This window comes from Pseudomonas glycinis, from assembly GCF_054871425.1.
In genome coordinates, this window is the sequence record NZ_JBTYHF010000001.1 from 530,532 (window position 1) to 548,659 (window position 18,128).

The window sequence follows — 18,128 nt, forward strand, 5'->3', positions numbered from 1 at the left end:
CGAAAGCCGTTCAGTCCACTGTCATTTATGACAGGTTTTATAACCGTTCGTCGGAAGTCAGGCTTGAGGAATTGTTGTGAAAAGCCGCGCGCCTTCAACTTCAAAACGCGCACTATCGGCCCAATCGGACATCGTCGCGTCATCCGCTGCGTCAGTCAGAGTCTGCCGGAATCGGTACCAGTTCCCCCCCAGAGGCAGTGCCCGCGCCGCGTCTCCGCGCCATTGCTCACCGTCCACGGGCAGCTGCGGCACCCATTGCACATCCGGGTTGTACCAACTCACGACGGCGCCCACGCCCGGACGGCCCTTGCCGCTGAACTGCACTGGCTGAGTGACCCAGCGTCCCGGCGCCGGCTCGTCGAGGGCTGGCACAAAAGTACCCAACATGACCGAGCGCAGGGTTTCAAACGATTCGAAACCGTCCCGGGATGCGACTGCCTCCAGCCGGTAAAGCCCCCCGACCAGCGAACTTGCAGCGAGCATCACTGACCAGGTGCGATTTTCCTGCACGATTCCACTTGCCGGCTCTGAGCGCGCGGCACCGACCAGCGTCACCGTAACCGTATCGCCCGGCACGCCAAAACCGCACACCACCACCTGCTGCCCGATGGCATCGTCCTCGATCGGGGTTTCAATGAAGGGGGCGGCCGGCACGACGTCAAAGTGCAGCGGCTCGCTGTCTTTCGACTCCTGCTGTGTGCCGCTTTCATCCATGTACCTTTGCCGAGCCCAGATTGTTTTGCTGCCCACCGGCAACGTCACTTCGGCTTGCCAAATGCCGTGCCAGTCGACATCGACATTACTGAGCAGAGGTTCGGTGAGCCCTAGCAGACAGACTTCGACAACCCCGCCCTTCATGCCGGTACCCTCGAGCAATGCAGTTCGTGGCAACTTGCCGTTTGGTATCGGCTGGAGAAATTCTGGCGGCAGCAACACCACCGTCAATTCATGCTCGTCACTGTACAGCGACGGTCGACCGTCCAGTGTCTGCTGTGCGTCGAAGGTGTAGAGCCTGAATTCCAGAAGGCTCAGGTCAATCGACCAGTCGCCGTCCTGGCTCAATACTTTCGGCTCTCCCAACGGACGGCCAAACCGTTTGTCACGCAGTTGCAAGGTAGCACCCACCATTCCCATCGTGCCCTCGACCGTTACGACACGGCCGACTTCCGAGCCGTCCGGCGGCTGAGTAATCACTGGCGTGACCATCGGCCTCCTGACAATAAAGGTTCTGGACGCCGGCTCCGAAGTTTGCTGCGCGGCGAGCTGGGTTACTGTGACGGTATGGGAAATATCCGGGGCAAAATCCTTGTCGCGCCTGAACTCCCACGTGTCACCAATGACGACACCCTTGTGCACAATGCCGGGTTCGTCGCTGTACTCAATGTTCACGGTTGCATCCGGCCAGCACGTACCGCTGAACCTTGGCGAAAGCCCTTCATCTTCAGGGTCGTTCAGGCTTGGGGCTTGCGGCGCGATGGTGACCTTCAGCACAAACCAGTTTGGCGACTGATGACCGTCGAGAAATTGCTTTATGTGTACCTCACGCTCGAACGACGGTCCCCAGACCGTTGAAGCCTTGGTAGACCATCGCCCGCCGTCGACCTCAGCTTCAGGCGCTTCGAGGTATCCGCTATTGGGCCTGTTTGGATGCACCATGGCTCCGTTGAAGCCTTTGCCGCTGAAGGTCGGTTGGTAGTCGTCGGTGAATTGCACGTCACTGACATCGGGGAGGATGTTTTTGACTTCGAAGGTCAGCGGGAGCGACTCGATCCAGCCGCTGGCGTTGTCAGCGATTTTTTGAATGACGGTAACGTTGTAGGTACCGACAGTCCATTCCTGCGCTGCGGTGCTCCATGTGCCACTCGGCATCACTTCGGCATTTGCGGGCGTGGGAACTTGCACCGCCCCCCCCTGACGGTGAACTGGATTTCAGATTTGCGTTTGGAATCGTAATAACCCTTGCCGGAGAAAGTTACTGTAGTTCCAGTGAAGGTGACGGTGGGCTGTTGCAGGGTGGGCGGGCGAATCCTGAAGGCTTGTGGTGCACTGCGTCCGGATGACACGCCATCCAGATCCTGTTCGACAACAAGGCTGATCGCCCCTGGCGGCACTTTGATCATCCCCTCCCACGGCCCGTCTACATCGCTAACGACTTCCCAGCCAGGAACGGAATCATTCGTCAGATCGAAAAATGCTCTCAATCGCGCGCCAGCCAGGCCGTTGGTTCCTTTCAGGAGGAAGTCTGGATCATGGATTGCCAACTCAGGTGGTTCGGATATTGACGGCACACCCATGACTCTGAAAGTCGCGGCCTCGGTATAAAAATGACTGATATTCGGTGATTTGAGTTCAGCGGTAACCGAGATCGTCCCACTTACTGGGACCTTTGTTGCCTTAGCCTCCCAACTCGTACCGGCATCTCCGACAGTAATAACGTCGCTCCAGTTCTCATAGTGATTTGAGTGCCCAACTACTCTGATATCAGTACCCGACGCAGCAATACCTCTGAAACCAACCACATCCTTTGCCAACATCAAAGCATTAGCTGCCGGGAAAGTAATTCGAGCGCGGTAGACTGTTATATAACCCGTCCGCTCGGAAACCTTACCACCGTACATTTGATATGCTTGAAACATTAGAGAATTTTTGTTTTCTGCCACGGTGACTGGCACTGACCAAGGATCGTAGAAAGCCTCTTTTGCCCCAATCGTACCGCGCCCATCGTCCAGGACAACAGTATAACGGTATATTGCCCCCGTACCCTTGACAGCGAAAGTTGAAGATGTGAAGTTTCGGATTGCACTGATGGTTGGAATGGGCATCCGATAATTGGCGATCTTGTAGGTTTTCAGAACCGGATCACTTGCGTTATCTACATCATAAATATAATCGAACCCCACTGTTACGTTTCTCTGATTGGCGATAATCATTTCTCGATAGGGTTCATCAAGATCGATCCACTCACCGGTCTGGCGAGCACTGCCCGTCAGTTCTCTTACATTACCTTCACCGCTAACCAACGAAAGATAGAATTTTACATTCCCTTCATAACGTCGATTCTCTTTTGCTCTGTACGCTGACACGATGCAAGTAAATGTCGAACCATCGTAGGAGTAGGCATAGCTCACTCGAAGCTGCGCCCACCTACCGTCTTCTTCCGCGTGCAGCTCATGGGTTACAAATGCCACATCCGTTCCGATCTCCTCAGCGCGGACTACCTCTTGTTTCGGGGGCAAGCTGTCGGAAGGATCTTTAATACCATCATCTTGTTCCATGGCCGGATCTCAGAAAGGGCAAGCTGGCTGATAGATAAAACAGGTCACATTCATTGAATACCGATGCGCCGCATCGCTACACCTGTAAAACCTGACAGTCCCGACCAACGGTAACTATTCCACGCCTTAATATGCTTGCGTCCTTCAGCCATTAAACGCGACTGCATCAGCTTGCGTTGTTGCCACACATCACTCAGAGTTCACCAACTTGTACATATGAAACGCCGCCCGGCATGGCTGATCAGGCGCGCGGCTTCGACTTCAAAACGCGCACTGTCCGCCCAATCGGACATCGTTGCGTCATCCGCTGCGTCAGTCAGAGTCTGCCGGAATCGGTACCAGTTACCCGCCAGCGGCAGTGCCCGCGTCGCCTCCCCGCGCCACTGCTCATCGACCACAGGTGCCTGAGCCAGCCACTGCACGTCCGGGTTGTACCAACTCACGACGGCGCCCACGCCCGGACGACCCTTGCCGCTGAACTGCACTGGCTGAGTGACCCAGCGTCCCGCCGCCGGCTCGTCGAGGACAGGCACAAAAGTACCCAACATGACCGAGCGCAGGGTTTCAAACGATTCGAAACCGTCCCGGGATGCGACTGCCTCCAGCTGGTAAAGCCCCCCGACCAGCGAACTTGCAGCGAGCATCACTGACCAGGTGCGATTTTCCTGCACGATTCCACTTGCCGGCTCTGAGCGCGTGGCACCGACCAGCGTCACCGTAACCGTATCGCCCGGCACGCCAAAACCGCACACCACCACCTGCTGCCCGATGGCATCGTCCTCGATCGGGGTTTCAATGAAGGGGGCGGCCGGCACGACGTCAAAGTGCAGCGGCTCGCTGTCTTTCGACTCCTGCTGTGTGCCGCTTTCATCCATGTACCTTTGCCGAGCCCAGATTGTTTTGCTGCCCACCGGCAACGTCACTTCGGCTTGCCAAATGCCGTGCCAGTCGACATCGACATTACTGAGCAGAGGTTCGGTGAGCCCTAGCAGACAGACTTCGACAACCCCGCCCTTCATGCCGGTACCCTCGAGCAATGCAGTTCGTGGCAACTTGCCGTTTGGTATCGGCTGGAGAAATTCTGGCGGCAGCAACACCACCGTCAATTCATGCTCGTCACTGTACAGCGACGGTCGACCGTCCAGTGTCTGCTGTGCGTCGAAGGTGTAGAGCCTGAATTCCAGAAGGCTCAGGTCAATCGACCAGTCGCCGTCCTGGCTCAATACTTTCGGCTCTCCCAACGGACGGCCAAACCGTTTGTCACGCAGTTGCAAGGTAGCACCCACCATTCCCATCGTGCCCTCGACCGTTACGACACGGCCGACTTCCGAGCCGTCCGGCGGCTGAGTAATCACTGGCGTGACCATCGGCCTCCTGACAATAAAGGTTCTGGACGCCGGCTCCGAAGTTTGCTGCGCGGCGAGCTGGGTTACTGTGACGGTATGGGAAATATCCGGGGCAAAATCCTTGTCGCGCCTGAACTCCCACGTGTCACCAATGACGACACCCTGGTGCACAATGCCGGGTTCGTCGCTGTACTCAATGTTCACGGTTGCATCCGGCCAGCACGTACCGCTGAACCTTGGCGAAAGCCCTTCATCTTCAGGGTCGTTCAGGCCTGGGGCTTGCGGCGCGATGGTGACTTTCAGCACAAACCAGTTTGGCGACTGATGACCGTCGAGAAATTGCTTTATGTGTACCTCACGCTCGAACGACGGTCCCCAGACCGTTGAAGCCTTGGTAGACCATCGCCCGCCGTCGACCTCAGCTTCAGGCGCTTCGAGGTATCCGCTATTGGGCCTGTTTGGATGCACCATGGCTCCGTTGAAGCCTTTGCCGCTGAAGGTCGGTTGGTAGTCGTTGGTGAATTGCACGTCACTGACATCGGGGAGGATGTTTTTGACTTCAAAGGTCAGCGGCAGCGAGTCGATCCAGCCGCCGGCGTTGTCTCTGATCTTCTGGACGGCGTTGATCTCATAGGTGCCAAGTTTCCAGCCCGTTACGGCGGTGCTCCAAGTGCCGTTGCGCTGTACTTGTGCGTTGGGAGGCGCGACCGGCATTGGGCCGGCTGGACTTTCGAGGATAGTGAACTCGATTTCGGTTCTGAGCTTCTCGTCGAAATGTCCGGTGCCGGAAAATGTGATCGTTTCATTGGCTTGCGTGTATGTGACGGTCGGCTTGCCCGTGCGTACCCGTATGCCGAAGGGTTCGCTGGTCAGCGATGTCACTCTCAAATAGGTATGCGTGCCGACAATTGAATGCGGACCAGGTGTCAGCGTGAAAGATGCAGACCATGCGCCTGTGGCGGCATCGGTTGGGATGCTGATTTGAGCTTGGGTGTTTTCCGAACGCACAGCAACAGCACTGGAGATCCCGGCGACGACAGTGCCTGTGAACGTCGATGTCATGTCCACCGTCTGCGTCAATCCAGGAGACGTTATTCGGGGGGGGTCAATGACATAAAAATTTCGTTGGACTGACGGCACTGATGTTGCGCCGTCGTATCTTTGACTGGCGACTAGAGAATAATTTTCGCCGAACGCAAACGTATAAGTGCTGGTACCACCCCATGACCCATCAATTTCGATCTTTGCGTCGGCCAATACTTTGATCGATGTGCCTTTGATGTAAACATCCACTCTCGTCATCGCTTGGTGCAGACCGCCTGTACCCGCAAATTGCGGCGTTTGTGTATTTATAACCTTCGGCAACGGCGTGAGCGTTACAGGCTTGAGTACGGTCAGTGATGCTTTCCCCGCGTAGCGCCCCTGCGTATTTCCATACTCCTCACGGATGATGAAATCCTGTAAACCCTGGGGGACATTATCAAGGAGGGTGACAGTCCAATTTCCGTAGCCATTGGTAATGGTCGTTGTGCTCAGTACAGTGCCTGAATTGGGACGCACAAGCGTGATTTTGCTGCTTTTACCGGCGAGGCCTGGAACCGTTGTAGTCACAGTACGATTGCTAGCAATGCGAGCAGCCTTTCTGACCAGCAAAGTCCGCGGTGTCCACCTTGACCATTGATCAACGTAATGCCATCTTCCATCAACTCTGACCTGCAGGTCACTCTCGGGAAGGTCTTCGACTCGAATACTGTGCCAGACGCCCCCCAACCATGCACTTTCAGTGATACGCCGGTAGTAATTATCGGCTCCGTGAAAATCCAGATGAACTTTGTGATAGCGGCCATCGTTTACCGGTATACGAAACTTGAAGTCCATCGTGGTATCTACTAACAGTGACCCGGAGCCGGCCTCATACTCCAAATCCGCGACCAAGATTCCCGGCTCTTCGGAAATCGGATCATCGGATTTTTGGGAAGGGCGATGGTCCTCAGGAAACGGGCCATCTTCTGGAGAATTGGAGCCTGGGTTCTCATGGTCGGACATGATTGAGCTTCCTTATACCGTCGGTATCTGGGTGCCTCATTGAAGAACCGTAAGCACGAAATGACACCTGTAAAACCTGACAGTCCCGACCAGCGGTAACTATTCCCACGCTGCAACATGCAGACGTCCTTCAGCCATTAGCACGCGGCTACATCAGCTTGCGCCGTTGCCTACACATCACTCAGAATCCGCCGGCTTGTGCGCTTTGAAGCTGCCCCGTAACGTGATCCGTGCCGCTGCCAAACAGTGGTCGGGTTTAGTCGCCCGGGGGTTTGTCATCAAGGTGTATAAGCGTCATCCAGTCGGGTAATCCCTATCCCCGCACTCGATGGTGGCTGTACGCAGGGCGCTTCGGCGCGCCGGTTTTTGGTGATACCCCCGGTCGACTAACCTGCGTCCAGCCGCCACCCTTTCGTTTAGTCGCGAGGGGTGAAGGCCCCAACCAAGGGTTATCACCATGATCAAACCAACACCCAATCCCCCTGAAACCGAAGACTCGACCTCCCCCTACGCTTCCCCCGATTCCACCAGACTCCACGAGGCCGCTGAAAAAGCCCTCGATCACTACCTGAAAAAACCCGGCGCTGCGCCGTCGTGCAATTCCGTCGATCGCGGCATGCAGATGTTCATGGTCGCGCCCGACATCAACCCCGAAGCGATGGCCATTCAGACCTACGAGACCTTTTCTTCGGTCAGCATTCTGCTGCTCGACCTGGCGGACAGCCTCGAGGACAAGCCGCGACATCTGGCGATGGCGATCTATCAGTTGAGCGAGATGGGGTTATTGCTGGCGGAGAAGGCGCTGGATCAGGAGCGGGCGATCGCGGTGGCGTGACGTCAAGATCAAAAGATCGCAGCCTGCGGCAGCTCCTACATCTGGAATGCGTTCCCCTCTAGGAGCTGCCGAAGGCTGCGATCTTTTGTTGTTCAGGCAGAAGCGGGCAACGGCTGAAAACTGAAGTACTGCTTCAGCGCCAGCACCAGCTCGCCGAACTCCGCCGGCGCACGCCGCAGGATGAAACCAGCGTCGTAATGCAGCGGTGTGGCGTCTTCATGGCACCACACGCAGCAGGCGCTGAAATCGATGATTTGCTGGCTGCCATCGCGGGCCGGGACCTTGAGGCGTAACTGGAAATCTGCGCCGATCATCATCGGCAACTGGCTGATCAGCATCAGTCCGTCCGCAGACACGTTGCCGAGAAAGCCGACGGGTTTGTCGGTGATGCTATTGAACACTCTGAGGTAATACGGCAACTGGTGCCGTTCGATCCGGCGGTCGGTAAACATGATGTGCTGTACGCCATGCAGGGCTCCGCCAGGGAGCCGCACCTGTGCTTCGGAACGAGCCTGTAGGCAGGCCCGCTCTCCCCGCTTCCGGTGTGACGGTCGCGACAATCGCCGTCACTTTTACCACTGCCAGTCGCAGGTGTTGCGCCGCCATCGAGACAAGCCTCGCAAGCGGTTTCCTTGACTATAGCGGAGCTTGTACAGACGGCCAGATTTTGTACGACAGTACCGTCAGAAGCGTGTCGGCCGTACCACCGCAGCGGCGCTGCGTGTCGGGTAATGGCCCAGGCTCTGCAAGGTTTCCAGACGCGCGCGGGCGCGGTAGGCGTATTCGCTGTTGGGGTACGAAGCGATGATGAACTGGTAGGTCTGCACCGCGTCGATGTACAGCTTCTGCCGTTCCAGGCACTGGCCGCGCATCATCGACACTTCCGGCCACACGTACGGGCGGGCGCGGCTGGCACGTTCTACTTTGGACAGTTCAAGCATGACCTGCTCGCAATTGCCACGTTCATAGGCGCTGTAGGCGTTGTTCAAATGATGGTTCATCGACCAACGGGTGCAGCCCGTCGCGGCGAGGACGCTGAGGGCAAGGGCGGCAATGGGCAACAATCGCATGGGGGTTCTCCTGTCTTGTGCTCTGTATCGACCCCTGGTCGAAAATCTTCAGGCGCGTTTGTCCCGAAGTTGCCACGTTCAATAAAGAAAACGATAAGTAGTGCATTCGAACAATGACTACACCCTTCGAGCATAGTAGCCTCTGCCTGCGCTTGAACTCAGGAGTCTTTGCATGTCCGTCCGTCGTACCAAAATCGTCGCTACCCTTGGCCCGGCCAGTAACTCGCCGGAAGTTCTCGAACAGCTGATTCTGGCTGGTCTGGACGTTGCCCGTCTGAACTTCTCCCACGGCACCCCCGACGAGCACAAGGCTCGCGCGAAGCTGGTGCGTGACCTCGCTGCCAAGCACGGCCGCTTCGTCGCCCTGCTCGGCGACCTGCAAGGCCCGAAAATCCGTATCGCCAAATTTGCCAACAAGAAGATCGAGCTGAAGATCGGTGACAAGTTCACCTTCTCCACCAGCCATCCGTTGACCGAAGGCAACCAGCAAGTGGTCGGCATCGACTACCCGGATCTGGTCAAGGACTGCGGCGTGGGCGACGAGCTGCTGCTCGACGACGGCCGCGTGGTGATGCGTGTTGAAACCGCCACTGCCACCGAGCTGCATTGCGTGGTGACCATCGGCGGCCCGCTGTCCGACCACAAAGGCATCAACCGTCGCGGTGGTGGTCTGACCGCGCCGGCCCTGACTGAAAAAGACAAGGCCGACATCAAGCTCGCCGCCGAAATGGAAGTCGACTACCTCGCAGTGTCCTTCCCGCGTGACGCCGCCGACATGGAATACGCCCGTCAACTGCGTGACGAGGCCGGCGGCACTGCCTGGCTGGTGGCGAAGATCGAACGCGCCGAAGCCGTGGCCGACGACGAAACCCTCGATGGCCTGATCAAGGCTTCCGACGCAGTGATGGTTGCCCGTGGCGACCTCGGCGTGGAAATCGGCGATGCCGAGCTGGTGGGCATTCAGAAGAAAATCATTCTGCACGCACGCCGCCACAACAAAGCGGTGATCGTCGCGACGCAGATGATGGAGTCGATGATCCAGAACCCGATGCCGACCCGCGCTGAAGTGTCCGACGTGGCCAACGCCGTGCTCGACTATACCGACGCTGTGATGCTCTCGGCAGAATCCGCCGCTGGTCTCTACCCGCTGGAAGCCGTGCAGGCGATGGCGCGCATCTGCGTCGGCGCCGAGAAGCACCCGACCGGCAAGACCTCCAGCCACCGCATCGGCAAGGAATTCAGCCGTTGCGACGAAAGCATCGCGCTGGCGACCATGTACACCGCCAACCACTTCCCGGGCGTCAAAGCGATCATTGCATTGACTGAAAGCGGCTTCACCCCGCTGATCATGTCGCGTATCCGCTCCTCGGTGCCGATCTACGCGTTCACCCCGCACCGCGAAGCCCAGGCCCGCGCGGCGATGTTCCGTGGCGTCTACACCATCCCGTTCGACCCGGCCTCGCTGGAACCGCACGAAGTCAGCCAGAAAGCCATCGACGAACTGACCAAGCGCGGCGTTGTGGAAAAAGGCGACTGGGTCATCCTGACCAAGGGCGACAGCTACCACACCACTGGCGGCACCAACGGCATGAAGATCCTGCATGTCGGTGATCCGCAGGTCTGAGTGACCGGCCGCTGAAACGCAAAAGCCCCGCCATGTGAATGGCGGGGCTTTTTGTTGTCTGCATGTCGCTGAAAACCAGTTTTCACAGAACGTCAACTGTCAGTTCTGTCAGTTGTTGCAAGAGCCATTCTTGACTAGCGTGCTACCTCACCACCCAACCACTCAAGACTGGACACGAGTCGTGATCAAGGAGGATTGAAGATGGACGTTGCGGCAAACATCTCGCCAGGTAAATTCGACCCAACGTTTGGCAATCAGGGCGTCGCCACTCCGAAAAAACCTCCCGATTTTTCAGGAAACCTTGTCCTGCGGGGGGTGATGGTCGACAAATCAGGGCGCACCTATATCGCGGGAAGCGTAGGCCAATCGAACGGTGATGCCTACTACTTGATCAGACTGGATAGCAATGGCGTACACGACACTCAATTTGGCCAGAGTGGCTACGTAACCGGTCAATTTGAGGACGGAGAAGGATCGCATTCCTTCGCTAACGAAATAGTGGAACAGGCCGACGGCAAACTGCTGCTCATCGGCAGTTTCTTCCAGGCTAACCTCAAGCGTGCCATAGGAGTCGTGCGTCTCGACGTCGCTGGCAACCTTGATCCGGCATTCAACAAAACCGGCAAAGTCGCTGTTTACCTCACGGACGACGACACGGCACATCAGATGCACCAGCAACTACCCAACGCAGCGAACTCAAAAACCGCTAGCCAGCGGTCGACCGTTCTGCCTGACGGCAAGATCGTATTGCATACCACCGTAGATCGGGATGGAAACAAAGTGGCGACAGCCGTCATTCGACTCTTGCCTGACGGCACACGGGATATTGAATTTAACGAGGGAGAAATCGCCTATGTTCTCCACCCGAATTTCACTCACACGGAGCTATACGATCTATTGGCAAAACAGGATGGGACCTACGTGCTCGCGGGCTGTGTACGTGGCAATGATCCTTACCGGGCAGTACTCAACCGCTTGACTGCTACCGGGAAAATTGATGACTCGTTCGCCGTTGATGGCTTTGAAGTGATGGATCCGATAGAGAACTCGCTGAGCGTCAATGTCTTGAAAGTTATCGGGCAGACGAATAAGCGGCTGTTATCCGTTGGGTATACCGAGCCTGCACACCATGGCGTATTGATCAGCCGGGAATCCGACGGTAAACCCAACATCCAGTTCAACGCAGGCAAACCACTTCTGAGCAGACTGCAAGGCATTGACACCTTATGGCTTGACGCGTCCATCCAGAGCAGCGGACACATACTTGTTGCCGGGCTGAGTCAAGTGTCCTCTGGTTTTAACCATGTTATTGCCAGATTCACCGATGACGGCAAATTGGACACGGATTTTGCGGATGGCAAAGGCTGGCGAGTGTTCGACCTGGAGAGGGGGATCTGGACCGGGGTTGCAATCGGTGAAGGTAAAATGACGTTCCTCGGCCAAAGGCAAGTCGACGGGCAACGGGTTCAATGCGTCGGCCGTGGATTGATCGAGTGACCTGGCGACGAGTTTACCGGCTGCCCCTGTTTGAGAGTTTTATGGTCTGGTCAACCCCTTTCGCGAGCAGGCTCGCTACCAACTTTGAAATGCGTTCCCCCGTGGGAGCGAGCCTGCTCGCGAAGGCGTCTTGACCGTCACCGAAAAAACCTGCTCAACGCCGCAAACGCCTCCGGCGAACAATGGCGCTCTCATCCAAAACCATCGATCACGGACCATACAATGAACATACAAACATCAAACAGTGCAGGGACCCTGGATTTTGATTTTGGCGAAAATGGGGTCGCGATGATTACCGTGCCGCCATACCCGTCAGCAAGCATCCACGGAGTGGAGATCGGCCCGGATAAAAAAATTTACTTCGTAGCAGCTCAACCTGTGCCATTCCCGACCCAATACATACTCGGCCGGCTATTGAGTGACGGTAAAGTGGACACCGATTTTGGTAAGTCCGGGTTTGTCATAGGTAATTTTCCGGGTTTTGCACTAAGCACGAATGGGGTGCAGTCCTTAACCATCCAGCCTGACGGAAAAATAATTGTGCATTGTATTGTTAAAGGTTCTGCAGGCCAGAACGCCGCGGCTTTTTGCCGCTACGACGCTCAAGGTCAGCCGGATACGGATTTCGGTACAAACGGCCAAACCGTACTGGATATAATTTTATCGCCACCGGCCGTAGCCCCCTCTACAGTCAAGCCTCAATCCTTCGAGGGGAACGCCGCCACACCGCTCAGTGTAGAAGTTTTGCCCAACGGCAAACTACTTGCGTCCCATTATTACAGTTTCGACTGGCAGCAGAGCCATGGCCTGATTATCCGACTCAACGAAAACGGAACGCTGGATACGGATTTCAATCAGATTGGCTACATCGCGGTAATTCATCCCCGATATTTGCTTGGTAACACCGTTCTGCTCAATCTAATGGTACAGGCTGATGGCAAATATCTTGGATGCGGCAATGTCGGGGAACTTTCAGATCCATTCAGTTCGGCCATGTTTGTGCGTTACGACACCTCGGGTAAGCTCGATAAGACATTTGGTGAGGGTGGTTTCGTTACTATCGCCAGCGATGCGCATTCACTTCTGATTCGCAGCATGGTGTTGCAACCCAACCAGCACATTCTGGGTGTAGGTTATACAACAGGCGAACCCGCCGTACTGATCAGCATCAAGGCCAATGGTGAGCCGGACGGTGAATTCAATGGCGGCAAGCCCCTCTTTACCAAACTTGAGGAAAGCGCTTTCACCACTTGGCTAGTCGGACGTATTCAAGCGGACGGAAAAGCTGTAGTTGCCGGGGGAGTCAGAAATGGCAATGAGGGATATATTGTCATCGCGCGGTTTATCGATGAGCAATTCGACCCATCGTTCAATTATCCGCACGGCTGGGTTCGCACTGAGTTGGGAAGCGGTTTGCACGTAGCAACTGGTTTGACATTACAGGAAGACGGCAAGATTTTGATTTGTGCTCGCCTGCCTGACGGAAAAATCGGACTGTTGCGCTACCACGCCTGATAGGTGGGAGTCCCGCTGTATAAACGGCGGGACGCTTTGTCAGGTGATCCAGAAGGTGGGGTGACTTATCGAAAGCGATTGGCCCAACGACGCTCTCAATGCCGTTGGACAAATCCGATCAGCGCCGCCACCGCCTCCGGCGAACGCAGGCGCTGGGTGAACAACGCACCCTCCTCCTCGATCACCTTGCGTAGCAGATCCCGATCCGGCGCTCGCATCAATTGCTTGCTGATGCGCACCGCTTCGGCCGGCAATTCATCAAACCGCAGCGCCACTTCTCGCGCCTTGCTCAACGCCGCTTCACCGCTGTCCAGCGCTTCGGTGGCGATCCCCCACTGCGCAGCCTGTTCGCCGTTAAAGCCTTCCCCAAGCAGCAATAACTCAGCCGCTTTCGCCTGCCCGAGCAAACGCGGCAGGATCAGGCTGGAACCGAATTCGGGACACAATCCGAGGTTGACGAAAGGCATGCGCAGCCGGGCGTCGCGGCTGACATAGACCAGATCGCAGTGCAGCAACATCGTCGTGCCGATGCCTACCGCTGCACCGGCGACGGCGGCGATCACTGGTTTGCGGCATTCGAGCAGGTTAAGCATGAAGTGGAACACCGGGCTGTCGAGGTCGCTCGGCGGTTGCTCGATAAAGTCGGCGATGTCGTTGCCGGCGGTGAAGCACTCGGCGCTGCCGCTGATCAGCACGGCGTTGATTTCGGGGTCACCGTTGGCCTGTTTCAGTGCTTCGGCGAGGCGGCTGTACATGGCGCGGGTCAGGGCGTTTTTCTTGTCCGGGCGGTTGAGGCGCAGGGTCAGCAAACCGCGTTCGCGTTCCAGCAGGATGGCTTCGGTCATGGCGTGTCTCGCGTCTGAAAATCAGCGCTCAACCGCGGCTCACAAACACGTCGGCCAGCAGTTGATTGCGCGGCAATCCGGCCAGGTACAGACGCTTGGCGAAGGCGTCGACACTGGCCGTCGAGCCGCAGACTAAGGCCAGGGTCTGCCGGGAAACAAGGCGCAGTTGCGCCAAAGCGGCGGCCGACTCGGCCGCGGTCCACAGCTCGACACTGAGGTTTTCCCGCTGCGCAGCCAGTGCGGCAAGGGGTTTGGCCAGATAGTGCTCACGTTCGTCATGGGCCAGGTGAATGACGCGGATGGCGCCTTGGTGATCCTGACGCAAGGCTTCGCGCAGCACACCGAACAACGGACCTAAACCGCTACCGGCGGCCAGCAGCCACAGCGGGCGCGTATGCCAGTCCGGGTCATAGTGCAAAGCACCACCGCGCAGCTCGCCGAGGCGGATCGAGTCGCCGATCTGCAGCTTGCGTGCGGCATCGACGAATTCGCCGGGCTGGCGGCAATCGAGGTGAAACTCCAGAAAGCGGTCTTCTTGCGGCAGGCTCGCCAGCGAGTAAGGGCGGGCGATGTGGCCGATCCACAGCACCAGATGCTGGCCGGCGCTGTAGCGCAATGGCCGCTGCGGTGTCAGGCGCAGGCGCAGAACGCTGTCGCTGAGCCAGTCCAGCGCTTCGACCAAGGCCGGCAGACCGTCAGTAATCGGATCGAAGGTGTGCACCTGCAAGTCTTCGACAACTTGGCATTGGCAGGCCAGGCGCCAACCGTCCTGACGTTGCTCGGCACTCAAGGCATCCGGGCGGTTGTCGCTGGGCACACCTCGGATGCATTGCACCAGACAGGCATGGCAACTGCCGGCGCGACAGCTGTAGGGCACGGCAACGCCGTTCTGATTGAGACTGTCGAGCAGATTGCTGCCCGGCTCAACCGTCCACTGCCGGTCACCGACACGCAATTCAGGCATCGATGTTCTCCCACGCCGCTGCACAACGATTGCGCCCGTCACGCTTGGCCCGGTACAGCGCCTGATCGGCACGCTGCAACGCCTCATCCAGATCATCGCCAACCGCCAGCAGGGTCATGCCCGCCGACAGGCTCAGGTTGCGCACTTGCAGGCCCATCAATTCCACCTCGCTGAAGGCGATGCGTAAACGCTCGCAACACGCGGTCAGGCGTTCGGCATCGCAGTCGGGCACCAGCACCACGAATTCTTCGCCACCATAACGCGCCAGCACGTCACCGTCGCGCAGGCAGGCTTGCGCCACACCGGCAAACGCCTGCAATACCTGATCGCCGGCGGCGTGGCCGTGCAGATCGTTGATGCGTTTGAAGTGGTCCAGATCGATCAGCGCCAGCCCGTGCATTACGTCGCCGTCCAACGCGTTGAGCTCGCGCGAGGCGATGCGCAGGAAATGCCGGCGATTGAACAGCCCGGTCAGTTCGTCGGTGGCCACCAGGTCTTCAAGCTGGCGCATCATCCCGCGCAGGGTGTCCTGATGCGCCTGCAAGGCAAACCGGCGCTGACGCTGACGTTGCCGCGAGACCTGGACAAAGCGTGCGTAAAGCACCAGCCACGCCAAAACCATCGCCAGAATGCACACTTGCAACGCCGCGAGCGCAGGCTCCGCCAGACGGAAATGGTAAGCGTCCCACAGGGTAATCGCGGAGAAACTGAAGAACACCAGCAGCGCGCAGCGGATGAACACCCGTCGGGTGAGATGGAACAGGCCGAACAGCAGGATCAGCACATAAAACACCAGAAACGCGCCGCGTGCCTCGTCGACATGGGCGATCAGCCACGTCTGCCAGCCGAGGCCCATCAGCACTTGCGCTTCGGTCAGGCTGGGGTCGGCGAAGCGCTGGTTGCGCCCGCTCCAGAACATGGCGAAAAGGCTCGCCTGACTGATGACCACCAGAGCGCTGCCGATGGCCACTCCACTGAGCGATTGCTGATAATGCCCGGTGAAAAACGCCAGCCACAGCAGCAGCAAAGCCAATCCGTAGGTGGCCGCAGCGAGGGCGAAGCGTTTGAGCAAAAGGCGTTGAATGGCGTTATGGGTCAATCGTTGACTCACCGTGCGATAGGAGGCTGACCGAGTGTCCTACTCTACAGACCGGATGCCACTTTAGAGGGCCGGTCGCTAAATGACCACCGATTTTCGGGCTCGAAAATTGACGTCAAATGCATGACCTGATTGAGCTGCATTGATGCCCGCACCAGGTCCCTGTGGTGAGGGGATTTCTCTTCGATGGGCTGCGAAATGGCCCCCTGCAACCTGTCAATCACACTGAGCTCACAGGTTTTACGACTGCTGCGCAGCCGAGCGGGGATAAATCCCCTCGCCACAGGGTCATCCGACCAAAAGCCAATGTGCCCCCACCACCGAGGCGCGGTATACTGCCGCGCCTTTTTAGCGTCGCGCCACAAAGGGACAGCCATAAGCCGCAAGCCTCAAGCGGCAAGCTCAAGCTGTCCGCGTAATGCTTTAACTTGCCGCTCGAAGCTAGAAGCCTGTAGCTTCCCCACCGTTTTCAGAGGAGCGCGACTCATGACCGTGATCAAGCAAGATGACCTGATTCAGAGCGTTGCCGACGCCCTGCAGTTCATTTCCTATTACCACCCCGTGGATTTCATCCAGGCGATGCACGAAGCCTACCTGCGCGAAGAGTCGCCAGCGGCCCGTGATTCGATGGCGCAGATCCTGATCAACTCGCGCATGTGCGCCACCGGCCATCGCCCGATCTGCCAGGACACCGGTATCGTCACCGTGTTCGTCCGTGTCGGCATGGACGTGCGCTGGGATGGCGCCACCATGGGCCTGGACGACATGATCAACGAAGGCGTGCGTCGCGCTTACAACCTGCCGGAAAACGTCCTGCGGGCCTCGATCCTTGCCGACCCGGCAGGCGCTCGCAAGAACACCAAGGACAACACCCCGGCCGTAATTCACTACTCCATCGTCCCGGGTAACACCGTGGAAGTGGACGTGGCGGCCAAGGGCGGCGGTTCCGAGAACAAGTCGAAAATGGCCATGCTCAACCCGTCCGACTCGATCGTCGACTGGGTATTGAAGACCGTGCCGACCATGGGCGCCGGCTGGTGCCCACCGGGCATGCTGGGTATCGGTATCGGCGGCACCGCCGAGAAGGCCGCAGTGATGGCCAAGGAAGTGTTGATGGAATCCATCGACATCCACGAGCTGAAGGCCCGTGGTCCGCAGAACCGCATCGAAGAAATGCGTCTGGAACTGTTCGAGAAGGTCAACCAGTTGGGCATCGGCGCCCAGGGCCTCGGTGGCCTGACCACTGTGCTCGACGTAAAGATCATGGACTACCCGACCCACGCCGCATCCTTGCCGGTGTGCATGATCCCGAACTGTGCCGCCACCCGTCACGCGCACTTCGTGCTCGACGGTTCCGGTCCAGCCTCGCTGGAAGCGCCACCGCTGGACGCCTACCCGGAAATCGTCTGGGAAGCCGGCCCGTCGGCCCGTCGCGTCAACCTCGACACCCTGACCCCGGAAGAGGTGCAGAGCTGGAAGCCGGGCGAAACCGTGCTGCTCAACGGCAAGATGCTCACCGGTCGCGACGCCGCGCACAAGCGCATGGTCGAGATGCTCAACAAGGGCGAAACCCTGCCGGTGGATCTGAAAGGTCGCTTCATTTATTACGTCGGCCCGGTTGATCCGGTCGGTGACGAAGTGGTTGGCCCGGCCGGCCCGACCACCGCAACGCGGATGGACAAGTTCACCCGCCAGATCCTCGAGCAGACCGGCCTGCTGGGCATGATCGGCAAATCCGAGCGCGGCCCGACCGCGATCGAAGCGATCAAGGACAACAAGGCCGTGTACCTGATGGCTGTCGGCGGCGCCGCTTACCTGGTTGCGCAAGCGATCAAGAAGTCCAAGGTGCTGGCATTTGCCGAGCTGGGCATGGAAGCGATCTACGAGTTCGAGGTCAAGGACATGCCGGTCACCGTAGCGGTGGACAGCAAAGGTGAGTCGGTACACATCACTGGCCCGGCGATCTGGCAGCAGAAGATCAGCGAGAGCCTGGCGGTAGAAGTGCAGTAAGC

The 18,128-nt window shown here is 57.9% G+C and carries 13 protein-coding genes; 5 read left to right on the plus strand and 8 right to left on the minus strand.

Annotated elements, in window-relative coordinates; all coding sequences use genetic code 11:
• Positions 1 to 57 precede the first annotated feature (57 nt).
• From ACYSTU_RS02390 to ACYSTU_RS02400, 3 genes are all read right to left on the minus strand, one after another.
• A complete protein-coding gene (locus ACYSTU_RS02390; protein ID WP_498995660.1) occupies positions 58 to 1,902 on the minus strand; it encodes a hypothetical protein in 1,845 nt (614 codons plus the stop codon).
• Positions 1,869 to 3,275, minus strand: a complete 1,407-nt coding sequence (locus ACYSTU_RS02395; RefSeq protein ID WP_498995663.1) for a hypothetical protein — start codon at positions 3,273 to 3,275, stop codon at positions 1,869 to 1,871. Before ACYSTU_RS02395 ends, ACYSTU_RS02390 begins: the two co-directional genes overlap by 34 nt.
• Before the next feature lie 200 nt (positions 3,276 to 3,475).
• Positions 3,476 to 6,667: a hypothetical protein gene (locus tag ACYSTU_RS02400; RefSeq protein ID WP_498995666.1), complete on the minus strand. Its 3,192-nt coding sequence runs from the start codon at positions 6,665 to 6,667 to the stop codon at positions 3,476 to 3,478.
• A gap of 457 nt (positions 6,668 to 7,124) precedes the next feature.
• Between ACYSTU_RS02400 and ACYSTU_RS02405 the strand changes: the two genes are divergently transcribed.
• Complete coding sequence (locus ACYSTU_RS02405) at positions 7,125 to 7,502, plus strand: DUF6124 family protein (protein WP_024014114.1); 378 nt, start codon at positions 7,125 to 7,127, stop codon at positions 7,500 to 7,502.
• A 92-nt stretch (positions 7,503 to 7,594) separates the two neighbouring features.
• Here the strand turns inward: ACYSTU_RS02405 and ACYSTU_RS02410 are convergent, their stop codons facing one another.
• Both ACYSTU_RS02410 and ACYSTU_RS02415 read right to left on the minus strand, forming a co-directional pair.
• Entirely contained in the window at positions 7,595 to 7,954 is a 360-nt protein-coding gene (locus ACYSTU_RS02410) for a PilZ domain-containing protein (RefSeq protein ID WP_016773462.1), read from the minus strand.
• Between the two features lie 231 nt (positions 7,955 to 8,185).
• The gene (locus ACYSTU_RS02415) at positions 8,186 to 8,572 is read right to left on the minus strand and encodes a tetratricopeptide repeat protein (RefSeq protein WP_016773461.1); all 387 of its coding nucleotides are present in this window, start codon (positions 8,570 to 8,572) and stop codon (positions 8,186 to 8,188) included.
• A 172-nt stretch (positions 8,573 to 8,744) separates the two neighbouring features.
• On the opposite strand from ACYSTU_RS02415, the gene pyk reads away from it, so the two are divergent.
• The 3 genes from pyk (at position 8,745) to ACYSTU_RS02430 (ending at position 13,208) form a co-directional block, all read left to right on the plus strand.
• Positions 8,745 to 10,196 carry a pyruvate kinase gene (pyk, locus tag ACYSTU_RS02420; RefSeq protein WP_024014116.1) on the plus strand — a complete coding sequence of 484 codons (1,452 nt, stop codon included), beginning with the start codon at positions 8,745 to 8,747 and terminating at the stop codon, positions 10,194 to 10,196.
• A 201-nt stretch (positions 10,197 to 10,397) separates the two neighbouring features.
• Positions 10,398 to 11,693, plus strand: a complete 1,296-nt coding sequence (locus ACYSTU_RS02425; RefSeq protein WP_498995674.1) for a hypothetical protein — start codon at positions 10,398 to 10,400, stop codon at positions 11,691 to 11,693.
• 222 nt (positions 11,694 to 11,915) lie between these two features.
• Positions 11,916 to 13,208: a delta-60 repeat domain-containing protein gene (locus tag ACYSTU_RS02430; RefSeq protein ID WP_498995676.1), complete on the plus strand. Its 1,293-nt coding sequence runs from the start codon at positions 11,916 to 11,918 to the stop codon at positions 13,206 to 13,208.
• A 95-nt stretch (positions 13,209 to 13,303) separates the two neighbouring features.
• Here the strand turns inward: ACYSTU_RS02430 and ACYSTU_RS02435 are convergent, their stop codons facing one another.
• From ACYSTU_RS02435 to ACYSTU_RS02445, 3 genes are read right to left on the minus strand one after another with little or no spacing between them, the layout of a single operon-like run.
• Positions 13,304 to 14,053, minus strand: a complete 750-nt coding sequence (locus ACYSTU_RS02435; RefSeq protein ID WP_498995679.1) for an enoyl-CoA hydratase-related protein — start codon at positions 14,051 to 14,053, stop codon at positions 13,304 to 13,306.
• 28 nt (positions 14,054 to 14,081) lie between these two features.
• Positions 14,082 to 15,017 carry an iron-sulfur-binding ferredoxin reductase gene (locus ACYSTU_RS02440; RefSeq protein WP_498995682.1) on the minus strand — a complete coding sequence of 312 codons (936 nt, stop codon included), beginning with the start codon at positions 15,015 to 15,017 and terminating at the stop codon, positions 14,082 to 14,084.
• Complete coding sequence (locus ACYSTU_RS02445; RefSeq protein ID WP_024014121.1) at positions 15,010 to 16,116, minus strand: GGDEF domain-containing protein; 1,107 nt, start codon at positions 16,114 to 16,116, stop codon at positions 15,010 to 15,012. The genes ACYSTU_RS02440 and ACYSTU_RS02445 overlap by 8 nt, the downstream gene beginning before the upstream one ends.
• Positions 16,117 to 16,602: 486 nt before the next feature.
• On the opposite strand from ACYSTU_RS02445, the gene ACYSTU_RS02450 reads away from it, so the two are divergent.
• On the plus strand, positions 16,603 to 18,126 hold the full coding sequence (locus tag ACYSTU_RS02450; RefSeq protein WP_024014122.1) for a fumarate hydratase: 1,524 nt from the start codon (positions 16,603 to 16,605) through the stop codon (positions 18,124 to 18,126).
• Positions 18,127 to 18,128 lie beyond the last annotated feature (2 nt).

Coding starts and splice junctions, on each gene's coding strand:
- ACYSTU_RS02395 (WP_498995663.1), bottom strand. CDS start 3,275: ATGGAACAAGATGATGGTATTAAAGATCCTTCCGACAGCTTGCCCCCG.
- ACYSTU_RS02400 (WP_498995666.1), bottom strand. CDS start 6,667: ATGTCCGACCATGAGAACCCAGGCTCCAATTCTCCAGAAGATGGCCCG.
- ACYSTU_RS02405 (WP_024014114.1), top strand. CDS start 7,125: ATGATCAAACCAACACCCAATCCCCCTGAAACCGAAGACTCGACCTCC.
- ACYSTU_RS02410 (WP_016773462.1), bottom strand. CDS start 7,954: ATGTTTACCGACCGCCGGATCGAACGGCACCAGTTGCCGTATTACCTC.
- ACYSTU_RS02415 (WP_016773461.1), bottom strand. CDS start 8,572: ATGCGATTGTTGCCCATTGCCGCCCTTGCCCTCAGCGTCCTCGCCGCG.
- pyk (WP_024014116.1), top strand. CDS start 8,745: ATGTCCGTCCGTCGTACCAAAATCGTCGCTACCCTTGGCCCGGCCAGT.
- ACYSTU_RS02425 (WP_498995674.1), top strand. CDS start 10,398: ATGGACGTTGCGGCAAACATCTCGCCAGGTAAATTCGACCCAACGTTT.
- ACYSTU_RS02430 (WP_498995676.1), top strand. CDS start 11,916: ATGAACATACAAACATCAAACAGTGCAGGGACCCTGGATTTTGATTTT.
- ACYSTU_RS02435 (WP_498995679.1), bottom strand. CDS start 14,053: ATGACCGAAGCCATCCTGCTGGAACGCGAACGCGGTTTGCTGACCCTG.
- ACYSTU_RS02440 (WP_498995682.1), bottom strand. CDS start 15,017: ATGCCTGAATTGCGTGTCGGTGACCGGCAGTGGACGGTTGAGCCGGGC.
- ACYSTU_RS02450 (WP_024014122.1), top strand. CDS start 16,603: ATGACCGTGATCAAGCAAGATGACCTGATTCAGAGCGTTGCCGACGCC.